Source organism: Natronomonas sp. EA1, from assembly GCF_051195035.1.
Lineage (GTDB): Archaea > Halobacteriota > Halobacteria > Halobacteriales > Haloarculaceae > JBNTJV01.
This window is the reverse complement of the sequence record NZ_JBNTJV010000001.1, coordinates 961667-984078: the sequence shown is the minus strand read 5'-3', so window position 1 is coordinate 984078 and position 22412 is coordinate 961667. Positions and strand designations below refer to the sequence as shown.

Below are 22412 nucleotides of genomic sequence, written 5' to 3'. Positions count from 1 at the left end.
CAATGGCAGAAGGCGCATTCGCATTCGCACCGGCTATCGCGTTCCTCCCGTTCGTATCGTTCCTGATCGCCCTGCTGGTCGGCAAGCACCTCCCGAAGAAGGGCGCAGTCGCCGGCATCGCCGCCACCGCTGGCTCGCTCCTGCTCTCGCTGTGGGCGCTGGTCTCGGTGGCGAACGGCCACGCCCATCAGGCGACGCTCTACACGTTCGTCGCCGGGCAGGGTACCTTCGATCTGACCTTCGGCATCCTGCTCGACCAGCTGTCGACGCTGATGCTGGTCATCGTCTCGACCATCGCGCTGCTCGTCCACGTCTTCTCCATGGGCTACATGAACGACGAGGGCGAGACGGGCCTCCCCCGGTACTACGCCGAGCTGGGCCTGTTCACCGCGTCGATGCTCGGGTTCGTCATGGCGGACAACATCCTCATGGCGTTCATGTTCTTCGAGCTGGTCGGGCTCTGCTCGTACCTGCTCATCGGCTTCTGGTTCCGCGACGACGGCCCGCCGTCCGCGGCGAAGAAGGCGTTCCTCGTCACTCGCTTCGGTGACTATTTCTTCCTCATCGGCGTCGTCGGCATCTTCGCCACCTTCGGCACGGGCGCGTTCATGGGCTCCGAGAGCTTCCCGGAGCTCGCGAAGGCGGCCATCGAGAACGGCGAGACGCTGTTCGGCATGGGTGCACAGACCTGGGTCACGATCCTGGGAATGCTCGTCCTCGGTGGCGTGATGGGCAAGTCCGCCCAGTTCCCGTTCCACACGTGGCTCCCGGATGCCATGGAGGGTCCGACGCCCGTCTCCGCGCTGATTCACGCGGCGACGATGGTCGCGGCCGGTGTCTACCTGGTCGCCCGGATGTACGGCTTCTACGCGCTCTCGCCCACCGCGCTCGCGGTCATCGCGTTCGTCGGTGGCTTCACCGCGCTGTTCGCGGCGACGATGGGCGTCGTGAAGCGTGAGATCAAGCAGGTGCTCGCGTACTCCACCATCTCCCAGTACGGCTACATCATGCTCGCCCTCGGAGGAGGAGGCTACGTGGCCGGGGTCTTCCACCTGACGACCCACGCCTTCTTCAAGGCGCTTCTGTTCCTCGGTGCTGGCTCGGTCATCATCGCGATGCACCACAACGAGAACATGTGGGATATGGGTGGGCTCAAAGACAAGATGCCCATCACCTACTACGCGTTCCTCTCGGGGTCGCTCGCGCTCGCGGGCATCGTCCCGTTCTCCGGCTTCTGGTCGAAGGACGAGGTCCTGTATGAAACGCTCGTCCACGGCCTCGGTGGCTCGCCGCTGCTGCTCGGAGCCTACGCGATGGGCCTCATCGCCGTGTTCTTCACGGGCTTCTACACCTTCCGGATGGTGCTGTTGACCTTCCACGGTGAGGCCCGTTCGGACACCGCGAAGGACCCCCACCCCGTTCGCTGGAACGTGAAGGTGCCGCTCGTCATCCTCGGCGTCCTCGCCGCGGTCGCGGGTGTCATCAACCTCGTCCCGGTCCACAAGGTGGTGCCGGCCGTCCCGGAGTACCTCCACGACTGGCTGTTCCACGGGCCGGAGACGCTCAACGGCGAGTACTACGGCACGCTGCTCCACGACTTCGCGGGCTACACGGCCAACACGACGTTCCTCGGCGGCGAGGTCGTCTCGCTTTTAGCCTCCGCGGCGCTCTCGCTCGGGCTGGCGCTCGGTGGTGCGGGCCTCGCGCTCGCGCTCTACCGGGGCCCCGACCCTGTGGAGCACACGGACAAACTGGGTTCGCTCAAAACGTTGCTGTTCAACAACTACTACCAGGACGAGTATCAGGTGTGGCTCGCTGAGGGCCTCACGCTGAACGTCGCGCGCGCGGCGGACAAGTTCGACCAGGGCGTCATCGACGGCGCCGTCAACTTCGTCTCCAGCCTGAGCCTGTTCTCGGGTGACCGCCTGCGCCGCATCCAGACGGGTATCGTGTCGAACTACGCCGCACTCCTGACGCTGGGGCTGGTCCTGTTGCTTGTCGGCTTCGGGGTCACCTCGGGGTGGTTCGCATGATGGTTGAGAGACGGTCGCGCGTCGCGCGCTGCGGCTCTCATACCGCTGCGGACCACCGGGGGTGGTCCGCATGATGTTAGAGTTCTTAATCGCGCTGTGTCTCGCCGGTGCAGTCGGCGTGATGCTGCTGCCCGACGAGTACGCGCCCAAGGGGGCGTTCCTCTGGAGCCTACTGCCCGTCGCCGTCTCGCTCGTGATGTACGCGAACTTCGACGGCTCGGGCAACGCGTTCCTCGGCGGCGACATCGCCTACGAGACCACCTACCAGTGGATCACGCTCGGCCCGTACGACATCAGCTGGCACATGGGCCTCGACGGGATCTCGCTCCCGCTCGTCGTCCTGTCGACGGTGCTCACGTCGCTCGCCATCCTGAGCGCGTGGACGCCCATCGACGACCGCAAGAGCCAGTTCTACGGCCTGATGCTGTTCATGGAGGCGTCGCTCATCGGCGTCTTCGGTGCGCTGGACTTCTTCGTCTGGTTCGTCTTCTGGGAGGCCGTCCTCATCCCGATGTACTTCCTCATCGGCGTCTGGGGCGGCCCGCGCCGGAAGTACGCCGCGATCAAGTTCTTCGTCTACACGAACATCGCCTCCATCGTGATGTTCATCGGGTTCTTCGGGCTCGTCTTCGGGCTCGGTGACTCGGTGTCGACGCTCGACATGCCGACCATCGCGCAGGCGCTGCGCGCCGGTGAACTCGGTGGGCTCGGCCTGCTCTCCGCGAATCAGGTCGCGAGCCTGGCGTTCCTCGCCATGTTCGTCGGGTTCGCGGTGAAGGTGCCCGTGGTGCCGTTCCACACGTGGCTGCCGGACGCCCACGTCGAGGCCCCCACGCCCGCGTCGGTGATGCTGGCCGGCGTCCTCCTGAAGATGGGGACGTACGCCCTGCTGCGGTTCAACTTCACGATGCTCCCGGAGGTCGCGGCGGCCTACGCGGTGCCGATCGCGCTGTTCGCCGTCGTCTCCATCATCTACGGCGCGTTACTCGCGCTCGCGCAGCAGGACCTCAAGCGCATCGTCGCTTACTCGTCCGTCTCGTCGATGGGGTACGTCATCCTGGGGCTCATCGCGTACACGACCTACGGGGTCGGTGGCGCGACGTTCCAGATGATCTCACACGGCCTCATTTCGGGGCTGCTGTTCATGTGCGTCGGCGTCATCTACAACGTCACGCACACGCGCATGGTCGGTGATATGGCCGGCCTCGCGGACCGGATGCCCGTCACGGTGGGCGCGTTCCTCGCGGGCTCGTTCGCCTACATGGGCCTCCCGCTGATGGCCGGGTTCGCGGCCGAGCTGTTCGTCTTCCTCGGCTCGTTCCAGTCGACCGTGCTCCCGATGGCCCCGCTGTTCACGGCCATCGCGATGTTCGGGATCGTCATCGTCGCCGGCTACCTGCTGTGGGCGATGCAGCGGACCCTCTTCGGCGGGTTCCGTTCGGAGACGGACTACGAGGTCACGCGCGCGGCCACGCACGACGTGGTCCCGCTCATCGTCCTCATCCTCTTTATCATCGCGCTGGGGACCTTCCCGAACGACATCTTCTTCGGGATGATCCAGGACGCGGTGAACCCGGTGATCGAGCCGGTTTCCGCGGCTCTCGAACTCGGAGGTGACATCTAATGGCGATAACCCCTGACTGGGCGGCGCTCGCCCCGACGCTCGTCGTCGGCCTCACGGCGCTCGTCCTCTTCGTACTGGACAGTATCGACCCCGATTCGAGCAACAACGCGCTGCTCGCGGGCACGGCGACGGTCGGCTCCCTCGCCGCGATGGCCGTCTCCGGGGCGTACCTGCTCTCCGGCGTCGGTGACCCCGCGACCACGCTGTACGGCGATCAGCTCGTCGTCGACGAGATGGCGCTGTTCTTCCAGTTCATCTTCACGAGCGTCGCGCTGCTCGTCACGCTGGCGAGCTTCGACTATCTGAAGGGCCAGCGCCACCAGGCCGAGTACTACATCCTCGTCATGCTCGCGGCGATGGGGATGACCCTGATGGCCGCGGCGAACTCCCTTGCGACCATCTTCGTCGCGCTGGAGCTCGCGTCGCTTCCCTCCTACGGGCTCGTCGCGTTCCTCAAACGGAACCGCGGCTCCGTGGAGTCGGGGCTGAAGTACTTCCTCATCGGCGCGCTCTCCTCCGCGATCATGGCCTACGGCATCTCGCTCATCTACGGTGTTACGGGCGGGCTCGCGCTGGAGACCGTCGCCGCGAACGTCGGCGGCACTGACCTCCCCGGCGTGCTCGGTGTCGGGCTGGTGATGCTCGTCGGTGGGTTCGCGTTCAAGACGGCCTCCGTCCCGTTCCACTTCTGGGCGCCGGAGGCGTACGAGGGGGCGCCCGCACCGATTTCGGCGTTCCTCTCGTCGGCGTCGAAGGCGGCCGGCTTCGCCATCGCGTTCCGCGTGATGGTCGTCGCCTTCCCCATCTCGTCGGTCGTCACGGCCATCGACTGGGTGCTCCTGTTCCAGGTGCTCGCCGTCGTCACGATGACGCTCGGGAACTTCGCCGCGGCGACTCAGGAGAACGTCAAGCGCATGCTGGCGTACTCCTCGGTCGGCCACGCGGGCTACGTGCTCATCGCGCTTGCCGCCCTCACGGGCGCGGGTAACGAGGGGCTCGTCCTCGGCGCGGGGATGATCCACCTGCTCGTCTACGGCTTCATGAACACGGGTGCGTTCCTGTTCATCGCGCTCGTCGAGTACTGGGGCGTCGGCCGCACCTTCGAGGACTACAACGGCCTCGCGACACAGGCGCCGGTCGCCTGCGTCGCGATGACCGTCTTCATGTTCTCGCTGGCTGGCCTCCCCATCGGCGGGGGCTTCCTCTCGAAGTACTACCTGTTCGCCGGCGCGGTCGGTGCCGGCGTCTGGTGGCTCGCGCTCGTCGGTGCCGTGAACAGCGCGCTGTCGCTGTTCTACTACAGCCGCGTCGTGAAGGCGATGTGGATCGAAGAGCCGGCCTCCTCGTTCGAGATCGAGGGGTACCCGACGGGGCTCTACGCCGCCGTCCTCATCGCGGCCGTCGCGACGGTCGCCCTGCTCCCCGCGCTTGGGCTGTTCTCGGACACCGCGTTCGACGCCGCCGCGGCGCTGTTCTAACCACCGCTCTCCTCCCGTTTTCACCCCCGAACAGCCGCGCAGTCGCCGGTTTCTCGCAGACGGAGGCTTTTAGCCGCTGGCCCCGAACTCCAGGATATGGTATCCCGGCTGGTGCTGGGGTGTGGGTCCGTCGGGCGCTCGCTCGCCCGCGCGGTCAACGAGGGGCCGGGCGTCGTCCTCGTGCTCACACCCGACGAGCACCGTGTCGAAACGCTCCGCGCGGAGAACGTCCCGGCGGAGCGGGCGGACCCGGCGGACCCGAGCGTCCTCGCCGAGTACGACCCGAACACGGTGATCGTCGGGAGCGACGACCCCGGACAGAACCGGCAGGCCGCCACCCTCGCGGCGGAGTACTTCCCCGACGCGTTCCGGCTGGCCTACGCCGGCAAGGGGGCGACGCAGGACGACGTGGCGGCGCTCCGGGGGCTCGCGGACCACGTCGTCGACCCGGTCGCTGCCGTCGCGGACGACGTGCTCGGTCGGGTCGGTGACGAGGGGGTCCACGTGCGACAGCTGCGACGGGTACTGCGGAGCATCGACGGGACCCTGGCGGTCGTCGCCCACGACAACCCCGACCCGGACGCCATCGCCAGCGCGCTCGCGCTCGCGGCGGTGGCAGAGCGGTTCGGCACGCCCGCACAGGCGGTCTACTTCGGCGACATCAACCATCAGGAGAACCGCGCGCTCGTCAATCTGCTCGACCTCTCGTTGCGCAACATCGACGGGGAGGACTTAGACGAGTTCGGCGGGTTCGCGCTCGTCGACCACTCCCGGCCGGGGGTGAACGACCAGCTCCCGGAGGATACCCCCGTGGACGTCGTCATCGACCACCACCCGCCGCGGGCGCCCATCGACGCGCAGTTCGTCGACCTCCGGTCGGACGTGGGAGCGACGAGCACGCTCATCACGGACTACCTGCGGGCGCTCGGCATCGAGCCGAGCACCTCACTCGCGACGGGCCTGCTGTTCGGGATCCGAGTGGACACGAAGGACTTCTCGCGTGAGGTGTCGCTGGAGGACTTCGAGGCGGCGACGTATCTCCTCCCGTTCGCGGATACGGAGACGCTGAACCGCGTGGAGTCGCCGAGCGTCTCGCCCGAGACGCTGGACATCGTCGGGCGGGCGATCCGCAATCGTGTCGTGAACGACGGCGTGCTCCTCACCTGCGTCCGCGACATCGGTGACCGTGACGCGCTCGCGCAGGCTGCCGACCAGCTGCTCGACATGGAGGACGTGACGACGACGCTCGTCTACGGCCACAAAGACGACACCGTCTACGCGTCCGCGCGCGCACGCGGGACCGACCTCGACCTGGGTGAGGCGCTCCGCGAGGCGTTCGGGCAGATCGGGTCGGCCGGGGGGCACGCGGACATGGCCGGGGCACAGATTCCGGTCGGGGCGCTCGTCGAGGAGGGGGAAGACGAGGGGGCGGCCATCGAGGAGTTCGTCCGCGAGCGGTTCTTCGAGACGCTCGGTATCGGCCCCCACAGGGCTTCCCCCGTCTACGCCGGCCGGGAGTACCTCCGGCTGCCGGAGGGACCGCGGCGGGAGGCCCAGCCCGAGGAGGACGTGTCGGCGGGAGACGAGGTGCCGGAGGAGGGGAGTGAACCGGACACCGAGGCGTCCCCGGAGTAGGCGCGGGGTTTTTCCGCGGCGGCCACGCATCTCCGGGCGATGGAACGAGACACGCTGGAGGGGAAACCGCGCGTCCGCGATTACATGACGCGTGACGTGGACACCGTGTCACCCGACGACACCGTCGCGGCGGTCGCCCGCCGGATCGCGGAGAGCGAGGAGGCCCACTCCGGGTTCCCCGTCGCCAGCGGCCGCCGGGTGGAGGGGTTCATCTCCGCCCGTGACCTGCTGCTCGCCGACGACAACGACCCGCTTTTCAAGGTGATGACGCGCGACCTCATCGTCGCGCACCCGGAGATGAAGGTGACGGACGCGGCCCGGGTCATCCTCCGGTCGGGCATCCAGCGGCTCCCGGTCGTCGACGACGCCGGCAACCTGGTGGGTATCATCTCCAACGCCGACGTGATCCGCTCGCAGATCGAGCGGGCCACCCCCGACAAGGTGGAGAAACTCATCCAGACGCTCCAGAACATCCACGACGTGACGGCGAGCGAGGAGCGCCGGCGCGTCCCGCTCGCGGAGCTCACCCCCACCCAGAGCAAGGTGTACACGGACGAGCTGGAGGGGCGGAGCTACGAACTCCAGAACGGGCTCGCCGAACCGCTCGTCGTCATCGACAACATGGGTGAGCTGCTGCTCGCGGACGGCCACCACCGCGTGAAGGCGGCCCAGCGGCTGGGTATCGAGGAGATGGACGCCTACGTCATCGTCCTCGACGAGCGGGTGAGCCTCGGGATGGCCGAGACGGCTCGCAAGGAGAACCTCACCGGCATCGAGGACATCCAGGAGGTGGACTACGCCCACCACCCGCTGGTGGAGACGACGAAACGGCTGCAGGAACGGGACTGACGGCGCGGGGTCGGGCGTCTCACAGGAAAAACGATGGGGAATCTTCTTTGCGGTTCCCGCAAACATCAGGATATGTACGACGAGGACGAGCTCGACGCGATTCGTGAGTCCCGCGAGTCGTGGGAAGCAGAGACGCTCGAGCCGGTACTCGACTCCTACGGGGAGCGCAAAGACCGGTTCGCGACGGTGTCGAACATGGAGGTGGACCGGCTGTACACCCCCGAGGACGTGGCGGATATCGATTACGGGGAGGATCTCGGCTTCCCGGGTGAGGAGCCGTACACGCGCGGCGCGTACCCGACGATGTACCGCGGACGGACGTGGACGATGCGGCAGTTCGCCGGCTTCGGGACGGCCGAGGAGACGAACGAACGGTTCCACTATCTCATCGACGAGGGACAGACGGGGCTCTCGACGGCGTTCGACATGCCGAGCCTGATGGGGCTGGACTCCGACCACCCGATGTCCGACGGCGAGGTCGGGAAGGAGGGGGTCGCGGTCGACACGCTCGCCGACATGGAGGTGCTGTTCGACGGCATCGACGTCGGCGAGGTCTCCACGAGCTTCACCATCAATCCGAGCGCCGCGGTCATCTACGCGATGTACGTCGCGCTCGCGGACCAGCAGGGGGTGCCCCGCGACCAGATCCGCGCGACCTTCCAGAACGACATGCTGAAGGAGTTCATCGCGCAGAAGGAGTGGGTCATCCCACCCGAGCCCTCGCTGGATATCGTCACCGACACCGTCGAGTTCGCGGTCGAGGAGACGCCGAAGGTCCACCCGATCTCCATCTCGGGGTACCACATCCGCGAGGCCGGCTCCACCGCGGCTCAGGAGGCCGCGTTCACCCTCGCGGACGGCTTCGCCTACGTGGAGGACGCGCTTGACCGGGGGCTCGAGACCGACCAGTTCGCGCCACAGCTGAGTTTCTTCTTCAACTCGCACAACTCCATCTTCGAGGAGATCGCCAAGTTCCGCGCGTCGCGACGCATCTACGCCCGTATCATGCGCGACTGGTACGGCGCGGAGTGCCCGGAGTCGAAGCGGATGAAGTTCCACACCCAGACGGCGGGCCAGTCGCTCACGGCGCAGCAGCCGCTGAACAACATCGTCCGCACGACGATCCAGGCGCTCGCGGGCGTGCTCGGCGGGACGCAGTCGCTGCACACGAACAGCTACGACGAGGCGCTCGCGCTCCCCTCGGAGGAGGCCGTCCGCGTCGCGCTCCGGACCCAGCAGATCATCGCCGAGGAGTCCGGGGCCGCGGACATCGTCGACCCGCTCGGTGGGAGCTTCGCCATCGAGAAGCTCACCAACGAGATGGAAGCCGAGATCATGGCCTACATCGAGGAGATTCGGGAGCTCGGGGAGGGCTCCGTGCGCGACGGCGTCCTCGAAGGGATCGAGCAGGGGTACTTCCACCGCGAGATCCAGGAGGCCTCCTACGAGTACCAGAAGCGGGTCGACGCCGGTGACGAGATCATGGTCGGCGTGAACAAGTACGCCATCGAGGAGGACACCAGCATCGACCTGCTCCACGTCGACGACGCCTCGCAGGAACACCAGCTGAAACGGCTGAAGCGCGTCAAGGAGGAGCGCGACGACGAGGCCGTCGAGGAGACGCTCGATTCGCTCTCCGATGCCATCGACAACGGGGAGAACGTGATGCCGTACATCGTGGACGCCGTGAAGGTGTACGCCTCGATGGGTGAGATCATGGAGGTCTTCGCGGACCACCACGGCACCTATCAGGAGAAGATCGGGCTGGCCTGACCGTGGACCGGTCGATGGCCCGCCCGTCGAGCGGCGGGGTTGGGATAGTTTCACCGAAGCTTTTTACCATGATTCGACATACCGCCGGGTGTAGTGTATGGTAAGGAATGACTCGCAGGGGGGTCCTGCCCCGGTCGCACCGCCCGACGCGTTCACCGAGCGGGCGAACGTCCAGGAGGAGGGGCTCCGCGACAGCTTCGCGGAGGAGGGGGTGGAGGCCTGGTCGCGGGCGGCCGCCCTCCTCGACTGGGAGACGCCCTACGACGACGTGTTGGTCGACGACGGCACTGCGCTCTCGTGGTTCGACGGTGGAGAGCTGAACGCGGCGGCGAACTGTCTGGACCGCCACCTTCGCGACCGGAAGAACCACGTGGCGATCCGCTGGGAAGGGTCGACCGGCGAGTCACGGACGTACACGTATCTCGATCTCTACAACGAGGTGAACGAGGTCGCGGCGGGGCTCCGCGAGCTGGGGGTCGAGGAGGGTGACGTGGTCACCTGCTATATGCCCGTCATCCCGGAGCTCCCCATCGTGATGCTGGCGTGTGCGCGGCTGGGGGCGCTCCACAACGTCGTGTTCGCGGGCTTCTCGGCCGACGAACTCGCGACCCGGCTCGAACGCACGGAGTCCGGGTATCTCGTCACCTGCGACGGCTACTATCGAAGAGGGAGTGCGGTGAACCAGAAGACGAAGGCGGACAACGCCTGTATCGCGGTCGACCACGACGTGACCTCGATCGTCACGGTCCACCTCGACGACGACGTGTATCTGGGCGGTGACCACCATCGGTACGAGGACCTCCGGGCGACCCACCGGGGGGAGACGGTGGAGCCGGTTGCCCGCGACGCGACGGACCCGCTTTTCGTCATCTACACCTCCGGGACGACCGGCGAACCGAGACGCGTCACCCACGCGACGGGTGGGTATCTCGCCTACGTGGCGTGGACCGGCCACTCCGTACTCGACATCTCGCCGGCGGACACCTACTGGTGTGCCGCGGACATCGCGTGGATCACTGGCCACTCGTACATGGTGTACGCTCCGCTCGCGCTCGGAGCGACGACGGTGCTCTACGAGAACGCGCCGGACCAGCCCGAGAAGGGTCGGCTCTGGGAGGTCATCGAGCGCAACCGGGTGGACGTGTTCTACACCGCCTCCACCGCCGTTCGGGCGTTCATGAAGTGGGGGCCGGACGCGCCCGCCGAGTACGACCTCTCGTCGGTGCGGCTACTCGGCACCGTCGGGGAACCCATCGACCCCGAGACGTGGGGGTGGTACCGGACCCATATCGGCCACGGTGAGGCCCCCATCGTGGACACGTGGTGGCAGACGGAGACGGGTGGGGTCGTCGCCTCCACCATCCCCGGCATCGACGAGATGAAACCCGGCTCCGTGGGGCCACCGCTGCCGGGGCTCGACGTCACCATCGTCGACCGGGAGGGAGAGCCGGCCCCCGGTGGTGAGCCGGGGCACTTCGCCGTGACGAAGCCGTGGCCGGGGATGTCGCGCGCGCTCGCCCGCGAGGCCGCGGGCGCGGACGACTGGATGTACGTCACCACCGACCGCGCGGTCATCGACGACGACGGCTACGTCACGTTCCTCGGCCGGGACGACGATATCATCTCGGTGGGGAACACCGCGTTCGGGCCGGCGACGCTCGAACGGGCCATCATCGAGGTCGAAGGGGTCGCCGAGGCTGCTGTCGTCGAGTCGCGCGAGCAGGGCGGGACGGCTATCGCCTACGTCTGTACCGAGCGCGGGTACGAGGGGACGGACGCGCTTCACGAGCGCATCACCGCGCACGTCGCGGAGGTGCTCGGCCCGACCGCGCGTTTCGGTGCGGTCGTCTTCACCGCAGAACTCCCGAAGACGCACTCGGGGAAGATCATGCGGCGGCTCCTGTCGGCGATTTCCGACGGGGAAGAGTACGGCGACACCAGCGCCCTCCGGAACCCGGAAGCCGTCGGCGAGCTCGAAACCGTCACCGACGGGAACTGACGTTTCGGTTCTCTGCTGTGAAAAGAACTGGTCCCTCGAACTCTGTTCGGGGGTGTTTCTGCCGTGTACCCCCGTGACGAGCCCCGAGGCTGGTCTTACTACTATCGCACCCCGCGGTATCAACCCGCATACTTATTTCGTGTGGCAGATATAGAGCGAAACGATGGGTGCGCAGGAACTCACAACCTCGGGCGACGGCCTCTCCAGGGAGGGGTACGACCGACTCGTCCGGACGGCGACGACGTACCGCCGACGACTGCTCGTCCGACTCGTCGGGGAGGCCGGGTTGCGGCCGGTGGAGGTGGCGGCGCTCACACGCGGTGACATCCGCGCGCACGTCCACGACGGTGCCGTCCACTACTTCGTCGCCGTCGGCGGCTCCGACGAGCGACAGGCCTACCTCCCACGAGAGGTCAAACGCGACCTCGACCGCTACGCTGAGAGCAACGGTATCGGCCCCGAAGCGCCCGTCTTCGAGGTGAGCGCCCGCCGGCTCCAGATGCTCATCGCGGAGACCGGGGAGGACGCCGCGGCCGAGACCGGCGACAGCTCGCTTTCGGCGGTGTCCTCGACGACGCTCCGACGCTACTTCGCGCGCGCACGGCTCGCCGATGGGGTCCCCCCCGCGGCCGTCATGGCGACCGGCGGCTGGAGCCGCCTCGACCAGTTCGTCCCCACCCCCGACCGCGTCTCCCGGTCGGCCATCGCGAGCGCCTTCGGTACCCGCCCTGCTTCCACGGACCGGCGGTTCCGCGCGGCGTTCGACGACCTGGATTTTCCGGCGTTCCTGCTCGACTCGAACGGCCGCGTCACCGACGTGAACGCGCAGTTCGAGGCGGTGACGGGGCTCAGCGACGAGCTCGCGGCCGGTCGCGAGCTCCGCGAGCTGGCCGACGAGATCGACGAGACGGAGTACGCCCAGCTGTGGGAGACGGTCGCCGCGGGGCGGACCTGGCACGGCCCCGTCGCCTGTACGGTCCCCGGTGGCGAGCCGATCCGCGGCCGGCTCAGCGTGACGAAACTGGACGACGGGTCGGGGTTCGTCGCCACCTTCTACTCCGTGGGGAGCGAGGGAGCCATCCCCCCGAGCACGCGCCGTGCGCTCGACCGCTTCGACCGCGTGCAGTCGCACCTCCGGGAGGTCGGCGACGCCGTCACCGAACGGACTACCCGCGAGGGGGTCCTGGAGACCGCCGTCACCGGGCTCACCGACCGGGAGCTCTACCGCCACGCGTGGGTCGTCGACGGAGTGACGGAGAGCGCTCCCACGACCGAGGCGACGAGCCCCGACACGGCCGAGTTCGTCGAGTCGGTGAGCGAGGCCCCGCTCGTCCAGAGCGCGGTCGAGGCGGGGGGCGCACGGCTCCAGCAGTCCGACGGCGACGACGAGACGCGTCTGCTGGTCGCCGTCCCGCTCGGGTTCGCGGAGACGACACACGGGGTGCTCGTCGTCGCGCCCCCGGGTGACGCCCCGTTCGACGACCGGGAACGACGGGCGCTCGACGGCTTCGCCCGGCGGGTCGCGAGCGTCCTCGCCGCCGTGGAGTGGAAGCGCCTGCTGCTCTCCGATAGCCTCCTCGAGCTGGAGCTGGGCCACGACGGGGGGAATTCGCTGTTCGCGACGGTCTCTTCGGCGCTCTCGTGTACGCTCACCGTCGAGGGAACCGTCCCGCTGGAGGACGGATCGCTGCTCTACTACGTCACCGTCGCGGACGCCTCGCCGCAGGCGGCCATCGAACGGCTCTCGGAGGTGGCGACGGACGCCCGGCTCATCACGGAACACAGCGGCGAGTCGCTGCTCGAGGTCACCTCCGGCGGTGACGCCCTCCCCGACGCGCTCATCGATCTGGGGGCCCACGTCAGCTCGCTCACCAGCACCACCGGGCGGACGACGGTCGTCTGTGAGGTCGCCTCGAACACCGATGTCCGGGAGTTCGTGGAGGACGTCTCCGCACAGTTCCCGGGCGTCCAGCTCCTCGCGAAACGTGAGGGTGGGCGCTCGACGCGCACCCCGATGGAGTTCCAGCAGGAGCTCGGCGAACGGCTCACGCCCCGGCAGCACTCGGTGTTACAGGCCGCCTACCACGCGGGCTACTTCGACTGGCCGCGCGGCTCGACGGGCGAGGAGCTGGCCGATTCGGTGGGGGTCTCCTCCCCGACGCTCCACAACCATCTGCGGCGCGCACAGCGGAAGCTCCTCGACGTCTTCTTCGCCGAGTGAACCCTCCCGCGAACGCCGGCTTCTCGGGCGCTCACGCCCCGATTTAAAACTATTATACATCACGTTTTTAGTACCCATCTTCTTGGTACGTAATGTCGTGACTCAGAGTACCAAACTCACTCGTCGTGATGTCGTGAAGGCCGCCGGAGCAACCGGAATCGCCGGGCTCGCAGGCTGCACGTCGTCGCTGACGAGTGGCGGGGCGGAGTCGCTCGGGAACTACCCCATCGAGGGAGACACTGCAACGTTCGGGTTCAACGTTCCGCTGTCGGGGCCGTACGGCTCGGAGGGCCAGGACGAGCTGCGTGCGTACAAGCTCGCGGTGAAGCACCTGAACAACGGTGGCGGCTGGGTCGACAGCCAGTTCGACGACCTCTCCGGTGACGGGGTCGCGGGCTATCAGATCGATTTCAAGACCACCGACACGCAGACGGACAAGGCGAAGGCGCGTGAGAACGCCCGGAAGCTCATCGAGCGGGACAACGCCATCATGATCTCCGGTGGGTCCTCCTCGTCCGTCGCCATCAACGTGCAGGACGAGTGCCAGAAACAGAAGGTGCTGTTCATGGCCTGTCTGACCCACTCGAACGACACCACGGGGACTGACTGCGTGCGGTACGGTTTCCGTGAGATGTTCAACGCCTATCACACGGCGAAGGCGCTCGCCCCCGTGCTCAAAGAGGAGTACGGCGAGGGCCAGAAGTTCTACCAGCTGTACGCCGACTACACCTGGGGGCAGTCCGTCCAGGAGTCGATGAAGCGGTTCCTGACGGAGGACGCCGGCTGGGAGCAGATCGACTCGGTCGCCACGCCGCTCGGGACGAAGGACTACTCCTCGTATCTCTCGGAGGCGGCGAACTCCGGCGCGGACGTCCTGCTGCTCGACCACTACGGGCTCGACGGCGCGAACTCCGTCCAGCAGGCGGCCGACGCCGGCCTGAAAGAGGAGATGGCGATCGTCGTCCCGCTGTACAACCGCCCGATGGCCGAGGCCGCCGGAAGCGCGATCTCGGGCGTGTTCGGCACCGTCGCCTGGGACTCCGCTATCGACAACGAGCCGTCGAAGGAGTTCACGAAGCAGTTCCAACAGGCGTACTCGCGTGTCCCCTCCGGGCCGGCACAGCTCGCGTACGCCCAGACGCTCCAGTACGCGGCCGCAGTCGAGCGCGCGGGGAGCTTCTACCCGCCGGACGTCATCAAGGAACTGGAGGGCTTCCAGTACAGCAACATCGGGATGGGCCCGGAGACGATGCGCGGCTGTGACCACCAGGCGCAGCGCGCGGTGCCCGTCGTGCGCGGGTTGCCCGCCGACGAGATCGAGACGGGGAACTACTACGAGATCGTGAATCTGACCCCGTCGGAGAAGGTCACCTACGCCTGTGATACAGGCCCGGCCGCGAAGTGTGAGCTCGGTCCGTACAAATAATCCCCACTCCCACCAGCTATATATCATGAGAGTCGTAGTCGCAACGACGACGGAGGGCCGATGAGCCTGCTCGCCGACGTCATTTCGATTCTGTTGAACGGCTTCCAGCAGGGGGCCATCTACGTACTGCTCGCGGTCGGGCTCTCGCTCATCCTCGGGACGCTCGAGTTCGTGAACTTCGCGCACGGTGCGCTGTACATCATCGGTGCGTACACCGGCGTCTACGTCGCCCAGGGAATCACCATCTCCGAGGGGTACGCGGCGGACCTCGGTATCAGCTCGCTCGGGCTGGGCTGGGGGTTCATCGCCGCGCTCATCATCGCCTCGATCGTGGTGTTCGTCATCGGGCTGCTGTTCGAGCGGTTCGTGGCACGGGCCTTCTACGACCGGCCGGACACCGACCAGATCCTGGTCACGTTCGGGCTGGCGATCATCGTGCAGGAGGCCATCCGGGTGACGTTCGGCTCGAACAGCCAGCCGTTCAACCAGCCCGCGTGGGCCAGCGGCACCGTCCCGATTCCGGGTGTGGCCATCTCCGAGTGGCGCATCTGGATCGTCGTCATCACGGCGGCGCTCGTCGGGCTGGTGTTCCTGCTCGTCGAGTACACGGACTTCGGGCTGGTCGTCCGCGCCGGGACGATGGACTCCGAGATGGTCCGCCTGCTCGGCATCAAACTGACGCGACCGTACCTGCTGGTGTTCGGTATCGGCTCCGCGCTCGCGGGGGTCGCGGGCGTCGTCGGTGGGCCACTGTCGCCCATCAACCCCACCGCGGGGACGGACATCCTCGTCCCCGCGTTCGTCACGGTCGTCATCGGCGGCGTCGGCTCCATCCGCGGGGCCGTCGCCGGCGGCCTGACGCTCGGGATGACGCAGGCCATCCTCATCCAGACGTCGATCGGGACGTACAACCTCGCGCAGTGGTCACAGGTCGGCATCTACGCCATCGCGGCGATCATCCTGCTGTACCGCCCACAGGGACTGCTCGGTGACGAGGTGAAAAGCGCATGAGCGAGCGAACCGACGGCGGCGAGACCGCGACCGTGGAGGGGACGAACTCCCGGCTCCCGTCGCTGCCGGGCGACGAACTGAAGATCGTCGGCGTGACGTTCCTCGCCGTGCTCCTGTTCCCGTACCTGTTCGCGGAGGCGCCGGTCATCAGCGACCTCCTGCAGGGGTACGCCGGACTGACGACGCTGATTCTCATCTGGGGCATCTTCGTCATGGGGTACGACCTCCTTCACGGCTACACCGGCCTGCTCTCGTTCGGGCACGCCGCGTTCTGGGGAACCGGTGGCATCGTCGCCGGCCTGCTCATCGAGTACGCCGGGATCGACTTCCCCATCGTCCTCATCGTCGCGGGCGTGGTCGTGAGCCTGCTCGTCGCGTGGCTCATCGGCTTCCTCTCGCTCCGGCGCGGGGGGATCTACTTCGCCATCCTGACGCTGGCGTTCGGGCAGATGCTCTACTTCACCATCTTCGGCCCGCTCGGGCCCATCACGGGTGGTGAGGACGGCTTGCTCCTCGAGATCGGTGGACTGTTCGGGGCGATTCCGCTCGATGCCGGCCTGCCGGTGCTCACCCCCCTCGGGATCATCCCGTCGTGGCTCTACCTGCTGGTCGCGCTCATCACCGTCCTCTCGGTGTTCGTCGCGTACCGCATCCTCCAGTCCCCGTACGGACTGGTGTTCAAGGCCATCCGGGAGAACGAAGAGCGCGCGGAGTTCGTCGGGCTGAACGTCTGGCGCTACAAGCTGATGGCGTTCATCCTCTCCGGCGGCTTCGCCGGGCTCGCGGGCGCGCTCCACACCATCTACGCCGGGTCCGCCTCGGCGTCGGGGTTCTACTGGATCGTGAGCGGCGACGTGGTCATCATGTCGATCCTGGGCGGCGTCGGGACGCTGTTCGGCGGCTTCCTCGGTGCCGGGGTCTACCTCTACATGTCGAACATCCTCATCACGTTCGTCGGTGACCTCTGGCACCTGCTTCTGGGTGTCCTGTTCGTCGTGGTCGTGTGGAGCTTCCCCGGCGGTATCTGGGGCGGTATCAACGCCATCCGTGAGAAGGTTAGCACGGACGGAGGTGACGACTGATGGCACTTCTCGAGACAGAGAACTTAGTGAAACAGTTCGGCGGTGTGACGGCGACGGACGACGTGAGCTTCTCCATCCACGAGGACGAGCGGGTGAGCCTCATCGGCCCCAACGGGGCGGGCAAATCCACGCTCATCAACCTCATCACGCGACGGCTCGACCCCACGAGCGGCGATATCCGCTTCCAGGGCGAGTCCATCGTGAAGCTCACCCCCCACGAGGTGGTCCAGCGCGGTGTCTCCAAGTCGTTCCAGAGCGCCTCCATCTTCCCGACGCTGTCGGTGATGGACAACGCGCGGATCGCCGCGCTCGGCGCGGAACACGGCTCGTTCCGCTTCAACTTCCTGAAGCGGCTCGACAGCCACGCGGAGGTTGACGACGTGGCCCGCCAGACCCTCACCGACGTGGGGCTGTGGAGCCAGCGGGACCAGCCCGCGGAGGACCTCCCGTACGGTGACAAACGTCGGCTGGAGATCGGAATCGCGCTCGCCGCGGAGCCGGATCTCCTGCTCATGGACGAGCCGACGGCGGGGATGTCCCCCGAGGAGACCAAGGCGACGGTCGACCTCATCGAGGAGGTGAAACGCGAGCGCGGGCTCACCTTCCTCCTCGTCGAACACGACATGGAGATCGTCTTCGAGGTCTCCGACCGCATCATCGTCCTCAATCGGGGCGAGGTCATCGCGACCGGTACGCCCGACGAAGTGAGGGAAAACGAGGCCGTACAGGACGCCTACCTGGGCGGGGTGGACGAATGAGCCTCCTCACCCTCGATGCCGTCGACGCCTACTACGGCGAGAGTCACATCCTGCGGGACCTCTCGCTCTCCGTGGAGGAGGGCGAGATCTGTGCCCTGCTCGGGCGCAACGGCGCGGGGAAGACGACGACGTTGCGGTCCATCGCGGGGGCGACTCCACCGGACGTGCGAAACGGAACGGTGTCGTTCAAGGCGACGGACATCACCGGCGACCCCGCGGAGGACGTGGCGGCCCGCGGCATCTCGCTCGTCCCCGAAGAGCGCCGGGTGTTCCCCGACCTGACGGTCGAGGAGAACCTCAAACTGCCCGAAGTCGCGCGCAACGCCTCCAACCGCTGGGGGCGTGAGGTGGCCACGGAGCGGGAGGGGATGTCGATGGACGACGTCTACGACTACTTCCCGCGGCTGAACGAACGCCAGAACCAGATGGCCGGGACGCTCTCCGGTGGTGAACAGCAGATGCTCGCCATCGGGCGCGCGCTGCGCCAGCCGACGGACCTCCTGCTGCTGGACGAGCCCTACGAGGGGCTCGCACCGCAGATCATCCAGACGGTGGAGGCCGCGGTCGAGCGCATCCGCGACGACGGGAAGACCATCCTGCTCGTCGAGCAGAACGCCATCGCCGCGTCGAAGATCGCCGACCGTGCGTACGTCATCGACCAGGGAGAGGTCGTCTTCTCCGGTACGGGCGAGGAGCTCATCGCCGACGAGGAGACGCGACAGCGGTATCTCGGGGTATGAGTGCCATGGATGCAGACCGGCTGTTCGACCGACTCGTCGACGCCGGCGTGTTGACCGAGCGCGAGGACGAGGTCGTCAAGACGGCCGACTTCGAGTCCACGCTCGACATCTACCGCTCGACGTACGGCGACGCGAGCGACGAGCGCTTCCGGGAGGTCGTCGCGGAGCTGTTCGACCTCTCGCCGGAGGCGGCCGAGACGAAGATCGACGAGCTGGGGATCAGCCGCGAACAGCTGTGTATCCTGCTCTCGCTCCGCTCGGAGGTGGAGGCGACGCCCGAGGCGCTCCTGCAGATGGTCGGGATGGTCGACGCCGTCTCACCTGCCTCCCCGGTCCCGGAGGGACTGCCCGAACTCGGTGCCGACTTCGCGGACGTGCTCGTCGATGGCCAGGCGGTCGTGCTGGTGTTCACCCACGGCTGTGAGCCGTGTGACGCGCTGAAAGCCGAGCTTCCCGCTATCGAGTCCGCCGCGCCCTCGGACGTCCGACTGTTCGGTATCGACGGCCCCGAGCGCCACGACTTCCTGCGCGCCCACGAGGTGACGGGCGCGCCGACGGCGCTCTTCTTCTCCGACGGCGAGGTCGTCGATCGGCTGGAGGGGTTCTACGGTGCCGACACCTTCGAAGCGCGGTTCGCCGAGCACTACTGAGCGCGGTCGGCCCACGCGGGCTTCTCGACCGTCGTCCGTCCGATCCCCCGATAGACGACGGTGCGTTCGACCCGGACGTGCTCACCGGCCGGTGTCACCCCCCAGTAGCGCAGCGTGTACCGGCGGACGACTCCCCGGTCGGTGACGATGGCCTCGACGCGTGCGCCGTGGGCGTCCGTGAGGTCACCGCTCCCGAGCGCGCTGGGGAGGGCCTCAGCCTCGCCGACGAGGCGGTGGCCCGTCGCGTTCGCCCCGGTCCGCGTCAGCTCGTCGAACGGCTCGAGGGTCCGGACGAGGTCCTCGCGTGGCCCGCCGACGAGTGCGACGCTCCGCGTCCAGTAGTACCACTTCCCAGCGTAGCCGTCCGGCGGGACGTACGAGGAGTAGGTGGTGTCGTTCCCGCGGGTGATGGCGGCGACGTAGGTGGAGCCGTTCGACCAGAACTCGCCGGTCGCGGGCGGTTCGCCGAGCAGGCGTGGCCCCGTCTCACCGGTGACGCTCACGTTCGTCCGGTAGTCCCGGTCGGCGCTCAGCCGCACGACGACGGCGTAGGACGCCCGCTCGGTGCCGTTCGGATACACGGACCGGTAGGTCGACTCGACGGTGTAGCTTCGGGCATCGAGCGTGGTGGTGTGGGCACCAGCCAGCGCGTCGAGATCCGCGAGCCCGGCGTCGGTGACCCCCGGTGCGACCGTGCTGTCGTCGGGGACCGGTGCCGGGGTGACGGATTCGGTCGGCGTCGGCTCGGCGAAGGGGGAGCCACAGCCCGCGAGCAGGAGGAGCAGAACGACGGCGAGCGTGGTGCGCATACCACGGCTTCGGCCCGGAGGAACCTAAACCTGAATCACGCCTCCTCGACGTAGCGGTCCGAGACGTAGACCACGCCGAGCAGGAGCACGCCCAGCAGCAGGCCGATGGTCACCCCGCCGTAGACGGCCATCCCGAGCGGGGTCGGGGGGAGCTGGATGACGCCGAACAGCTCGGGGTCGAGTTCCCGCGGGCCGATGGCACCGAGCAGGAAGCCCGTACCGGTGGCGACACCCACGACGATGACGTACAGCGTGAGGACGAGCTTCCGCCCGCCGAGTCCGTTCTCGCTCACAGTGTCACTCGGGCGGGGCGGAGGATTAGCCTTTTGAACGCGTGCCCCCAAGACGAGGTATGCAAGAGAAGGATGCGCTGTTCGGTGTGCTCGCGGGGATCGCGGGGCTCATGTTCGTCACCGGGATCGTCCTCGTGCTCACGTCGCTGAACTGAACCTGTTTTCCGTGTTCGCCAGCGCTGGTAGCGGTAGCTGGGCGATCTGAGAGCAGAACAGAAGATCGCAGGGAGCGTTACTCCGCGGCGCGGTCCGCGTCGTCCACTTCACCGCCGTCCGCGACGAGGGCGTCCTCGTCCTCGCCGCCGTCGGCGACGGGGAACTGGTTCTCGAACCAGGTCCACTCACGGGAGTGCTGGCCGGTCTCCTTGAGCCCCCACGGGTCGCCGTCTTCGACGTCGGGGCCCTCGATGTACGACTGGACCATGTTCCAGACCCAGATGACCTGCCCGAACATGATGATGAACGCGCCGGCCGTCGCGATGACGTGGAAGTTCGTGATCTGGGCGAGCGGGGCGATGTTCGGCCCGAACTCGTAGGTGGCGTAGCGGCGCGGCATGCCGAGGTAGCCCAGCACGAGGAAGGCGAAGAACGTGATGTTCACGCCGACCATCGAGAGCCAGAAGTGGGCTTTCGCGAGCGTCTTCTGGTACATCTTCCCGGTGACGATGGGGAACCAGAAGTAGATGGCCCCGAAGCCGGCGAAGGCGATCATCCCCATGACGATGTAGTGGAAGTGTCCCACCACGTAGTAGGTGTCGTGGAGGATGAGGTCGACGGGGATCGAGGCGAGGAAGACGCCCGTGATGCCGCCGAGCACGAAGTTCGAGACGAAGCCGATACAGAACAGCATCGGCGCGGTCAGCTTCAGCCGACCGTTCCACAGCGTCGTGATCCAGTTGAACGTCTTCACTGCGGAGGGGATCGCAATCGCCAACGAGACCGCCATGAAGCTCGCGCGGACGCGGGGGTCGATCCCCGTGGAGAACATGTGGTGGGCCCAGACGCCGAACGAGAGCACACCGATGGCGAGCGTGGAGTAGATGACGAACTTGTAGCCGAACAGCTTGCGTCCGGCGAACTTCGGCAGGATCCACGAGACGAGCCCCATCGGGGGTAAGACGAGGATGTACACCTCGGGGTGGCCGAAGAACCAGAACAGGTGCTGCCAGAGGATGGGTGAGCCGCCCTCGACGGCGAAGAACGTCGTCGCGAAGTTCCGGTCGAGCAGCAGCATGATGAGCGCCGACCCCAGAAGCGGGAAGGCGAACAGGATGAGCGCCGACTGGGTCAGGATGGTCCACGAGAAGATGTCGAGGTTGGCCCAGTTGACGCCGTCACCGCGCTCCGTGAAGATGGTGACGATGAAGTTGATGGCCCCCATCGTCGCGGAGACCCCGGAGAGGTGCAGCCCCAGAAGCATCAGGTCGACGCCGGGGTTGGCCTGCTCGACGGAGAGCGGGGTGTACATCGTCCACGAGGTCTGGGCGGGGTCGACACCGATGTTGAGCGGTGCCGTGAAGAAGCCGGCCCAGATGAGGAGTGCGGCTGGCGGCAGCAGCCAGAACGCGATGGCGTTGATACGCGGGAACGCCATGTCGTCCGCGCCGATGAGGAGCGGAACGAAGTAGTTCGAGAACGCGGCGATGATGGGCGTCCCGAACAGGAACAGCATGGTGATGCCGTGACTCGTCAGCAGCGAGTTGTAGAACGGCTGTCCCATGATGTCCGTGCCCGGTGCGGCCAACTCGACGCGCATGAGCATGACGGCCAGCCCGCCCCAGATGAAGGCGATGATCGCGTACAGGCCGTACATGATGCCGATGTCCTTGTGGTCGACAGTGGTGAGCCATCGAGAGAGTCCAGCGGGCTTGTGCTGCCCCGGTGCTGTCCCATAGCCCGAACCACTGGTGAGTGGAGTGTAAGAGCGCCAGTTCTCCATGCGGGCCACCAGGGTAAACACCGCGACGAGGAGGACCCCCATGAGAACCGTCAGCGCCAGCTGTTCTCCTGCCATGAATCACAGTGAGGACT

General features: G+C 67.1%; 17 protein-coding genes. 14 read left to right on the top strand and 3 right to left on the bottom strand.

From position 1 onward, the window contains the following. The first annotated feature begins 2 nt into the window (after window positions 1-2). The 14 genes from nuoL to ACQUQR_RS05245 all read left to right on the top strand — a co-directional run bounded on the left by nuoL (window position 3) and on the right by ACQUQR_RS05245 (window position 19279). Window positions 3-2033, top strand: a complete 2031-nt coding sequence (gene nuoL / locus ACQUQR_RS05310) for an NADH-quinone oxidoreductase subunit L (protein ID WP_435195343.1) — start codon at window positions 3-5, stop codon at window positions 2031-2033. A 70-nt stretch (window positions 2034-2103) separates the two neighbouring features. Then, window positions 2104-3657: a complex I subunit 4 family protein gene (locus ACQUQR_RS05305; protein ID WP_435195341.1), complete on the top strand. Its 1554-nt coding sequence runs from the start codon at window positions 2104-2106 to the stop codon at window positions 3655-3657. After that, complete coding sequence (locus ACQUQR_RS05300) at window positions 3657-5135, top strand: NADH-quinone oxidoreductase subunit N (protein ID WP_435195339.1); 1479 nt, start codon at window positions 3657-3659, stop codon at window positions 5133-5135. The genes ACQUQR_RS05305 and ACQUQR_RS05300 overlap by 1 nt, the downstream gene beginning before the upstream one ends. 96 nt (window positions 5136-5231) lie before the next feature. Then, complete coding sequence (locus tag ACQUQR_RS05295) at window positions 5232-6770, top strand: DHH family phosphoesterase (RefSeq protein ID WP_435195337.1); 1539 nt, start codon at window positions 5232-5234, stop codon at window positions 6768-6770. 39 nt (window positions 6771-6809) lie between these two features. Further along, window positions 6810-7619, top strand: a complete 810-nt coding sequence (locus tag ACQUQR_RS05290; protein WP_435195335.1) for a CBS pair associated ParBc domain-containing protein — start codon at window positions 6810-6812, stop codon at window positions 7617-7619. A 72-nt stretch (window positions 7620-7691) separates the two neighbouring features. Then, window positions 7692-9392, top strand: a complete 1701-nt coding sequence (locus tag ACQUQR_RS05285) for a methylmalonyl-CoA mutase family protein (RefSeq protein WP_435195333.1) — start codon at window positions 7692-7694, stop codon at window positions 9390-9392. 97 nt (window positions 9393-9489) lie between these two features. Next, entirely contained in the window at window positions 9490-11391 is a 1902-nt protein-coding gene (locus ACQUQR_RS05280; RefSeq protein WP_435195332.1) for an acetate--CoA ligase, read from the top strand. A gap of 163 nt (window positions 11392-11554) precedes the next feature. Next, window positions 11555-13612: a bacterio-opsin activator domain-containing protein gene (locus ACQUQR_RS05275; RefSeq protein ID WP_435195330.1), complete on the top strand. Its 2058-nt coding sequence runs from the start codon at window positions 11555-11557 to the stop codon at window positions 13610-13612. Between the two features lie 157 nt (window positions 13613-13769). Continuing rightward, the gene (locus ACQUQR_RS05270) at window positions 13770-15038 is read left to right on the top strand and encodes a substrate-binding protein (RefSeq protein WP_435195506.1); all 1269 of its coding nucleotides are present in this window, start codon (window positions 13770-13772) and stop codon (window positions 15036-15038) included. Between the two features lie 60 nt (window positions 15039-15098). Further along, complete coding sequence (locus ACQUQR_RS05265) at window positions 15099-16049, top strand: branched-chain amino acid ABC transporter permease (protein ID WP_435195328.1); 951 nt, start codon at window positions 15099-15101, stop codon at window positions 16047-16049. Next, a complete protein-coding gene (locus ACQUQR_RS05260) occupies window positions 16046-17131 on the top strand; it encodes a branched-chain amino acid ABC transporter permease (RefSeq protein WP_435195326.1) in 1086 nt (361 codons plus the stop codon). Before ACQUQR_RS05265 ends, ACQUQR_RS05260 begins: the two co-directional genes overlap by 4 nt. Next, entirely contained in the window at window positions 17131-17889 is a 759-nt protein-coding gene (locus ACQUQR_RS05255) for an ABC transporter ATP-binding protein (RefSeq protein WP_435195325.1), read from the top strand. The genes ACQUQR_RS05260 and ACQUQR_RS05255 overlap by 1 nt, the downstream gene beginning before the upstream one ends. Beyond that, window positions 17886-18629, top strand: coding sequence for an ABC transporter ATP-binding protein (locus tag ACQUQR_RS05250; RefSeq protein ID WP_435195323.1), 744 nt, complete (start codon window positions 17886-17888; stop codon window positions 18627-18629). Before ACQUQR_RS05255 ends, ACQUQR_RS05250 begins: the two co-directional genes overlap by 4 nt. Continuing rightward, window positions 18626-19279 (top strand): thioredoxin family protein, encoded by a 654-nt coding sequence (locus ACQUQR_RS05245; protein WP_435195322.1) that lies wholly within the window; start codon window positions 18626-18628, stop codon window positions 19277-19279. Before ACQUQR_RS05250 ends, ACQUQR_RS05245 begins: the two co-directional genes overlap by 4 nt. Here the strand turns inward: ACQUQR_RS05245 and ACQUQR_RS05240 are convergent. The 3 genes from ACQUQR_RS05240 to ctaD all read right to left on the bottom strand — a co-directional run bounded on the left by ACQUQR_RS05240 (window position 19273) and on the right by ctaD (window position 22395). After that, the gene (locus tag ACQUQR_RS05240) at window positions 19273-20088 is read right to left on the bottom strand and encodes a DUF7537 family lipoprotein (protein WP_435195320.1); all 816 of its coding nucleotides are present in this window, start codon (window positions 20086-20088) and stop codon (window positions 19273-19275) included. The genes ACQUQR_RS05245 and ACQUQR_RS05240 overlap by 7 nt on opposite strands. Window positions 20089-20123: 35 nt before the next feature. After that, window positions 20124-20381, bottom strand: coding sequence for a DUF7520 family protein (locus ACQUQR_RS05235; RefSeq protein WP_435195319.1), 258 nt, complete (start codon window positions 20379-20381; stop codon window positions 20124-20126). A 232-nt stretch (window positions 20382-20613) separates the two neighbouring features. Further along, entirely contained in the window at window positions 20614-22395 is a 1782-nt protein-coding gene (gene ctaD / locus ACQUQR_RS05230; RefSeq protein WP_435195317.1) for a cytochrome c oxidase subunit I, read from the bottom strand. Window positions 22396-22412 lie beyond the last annotated feature (17 nt).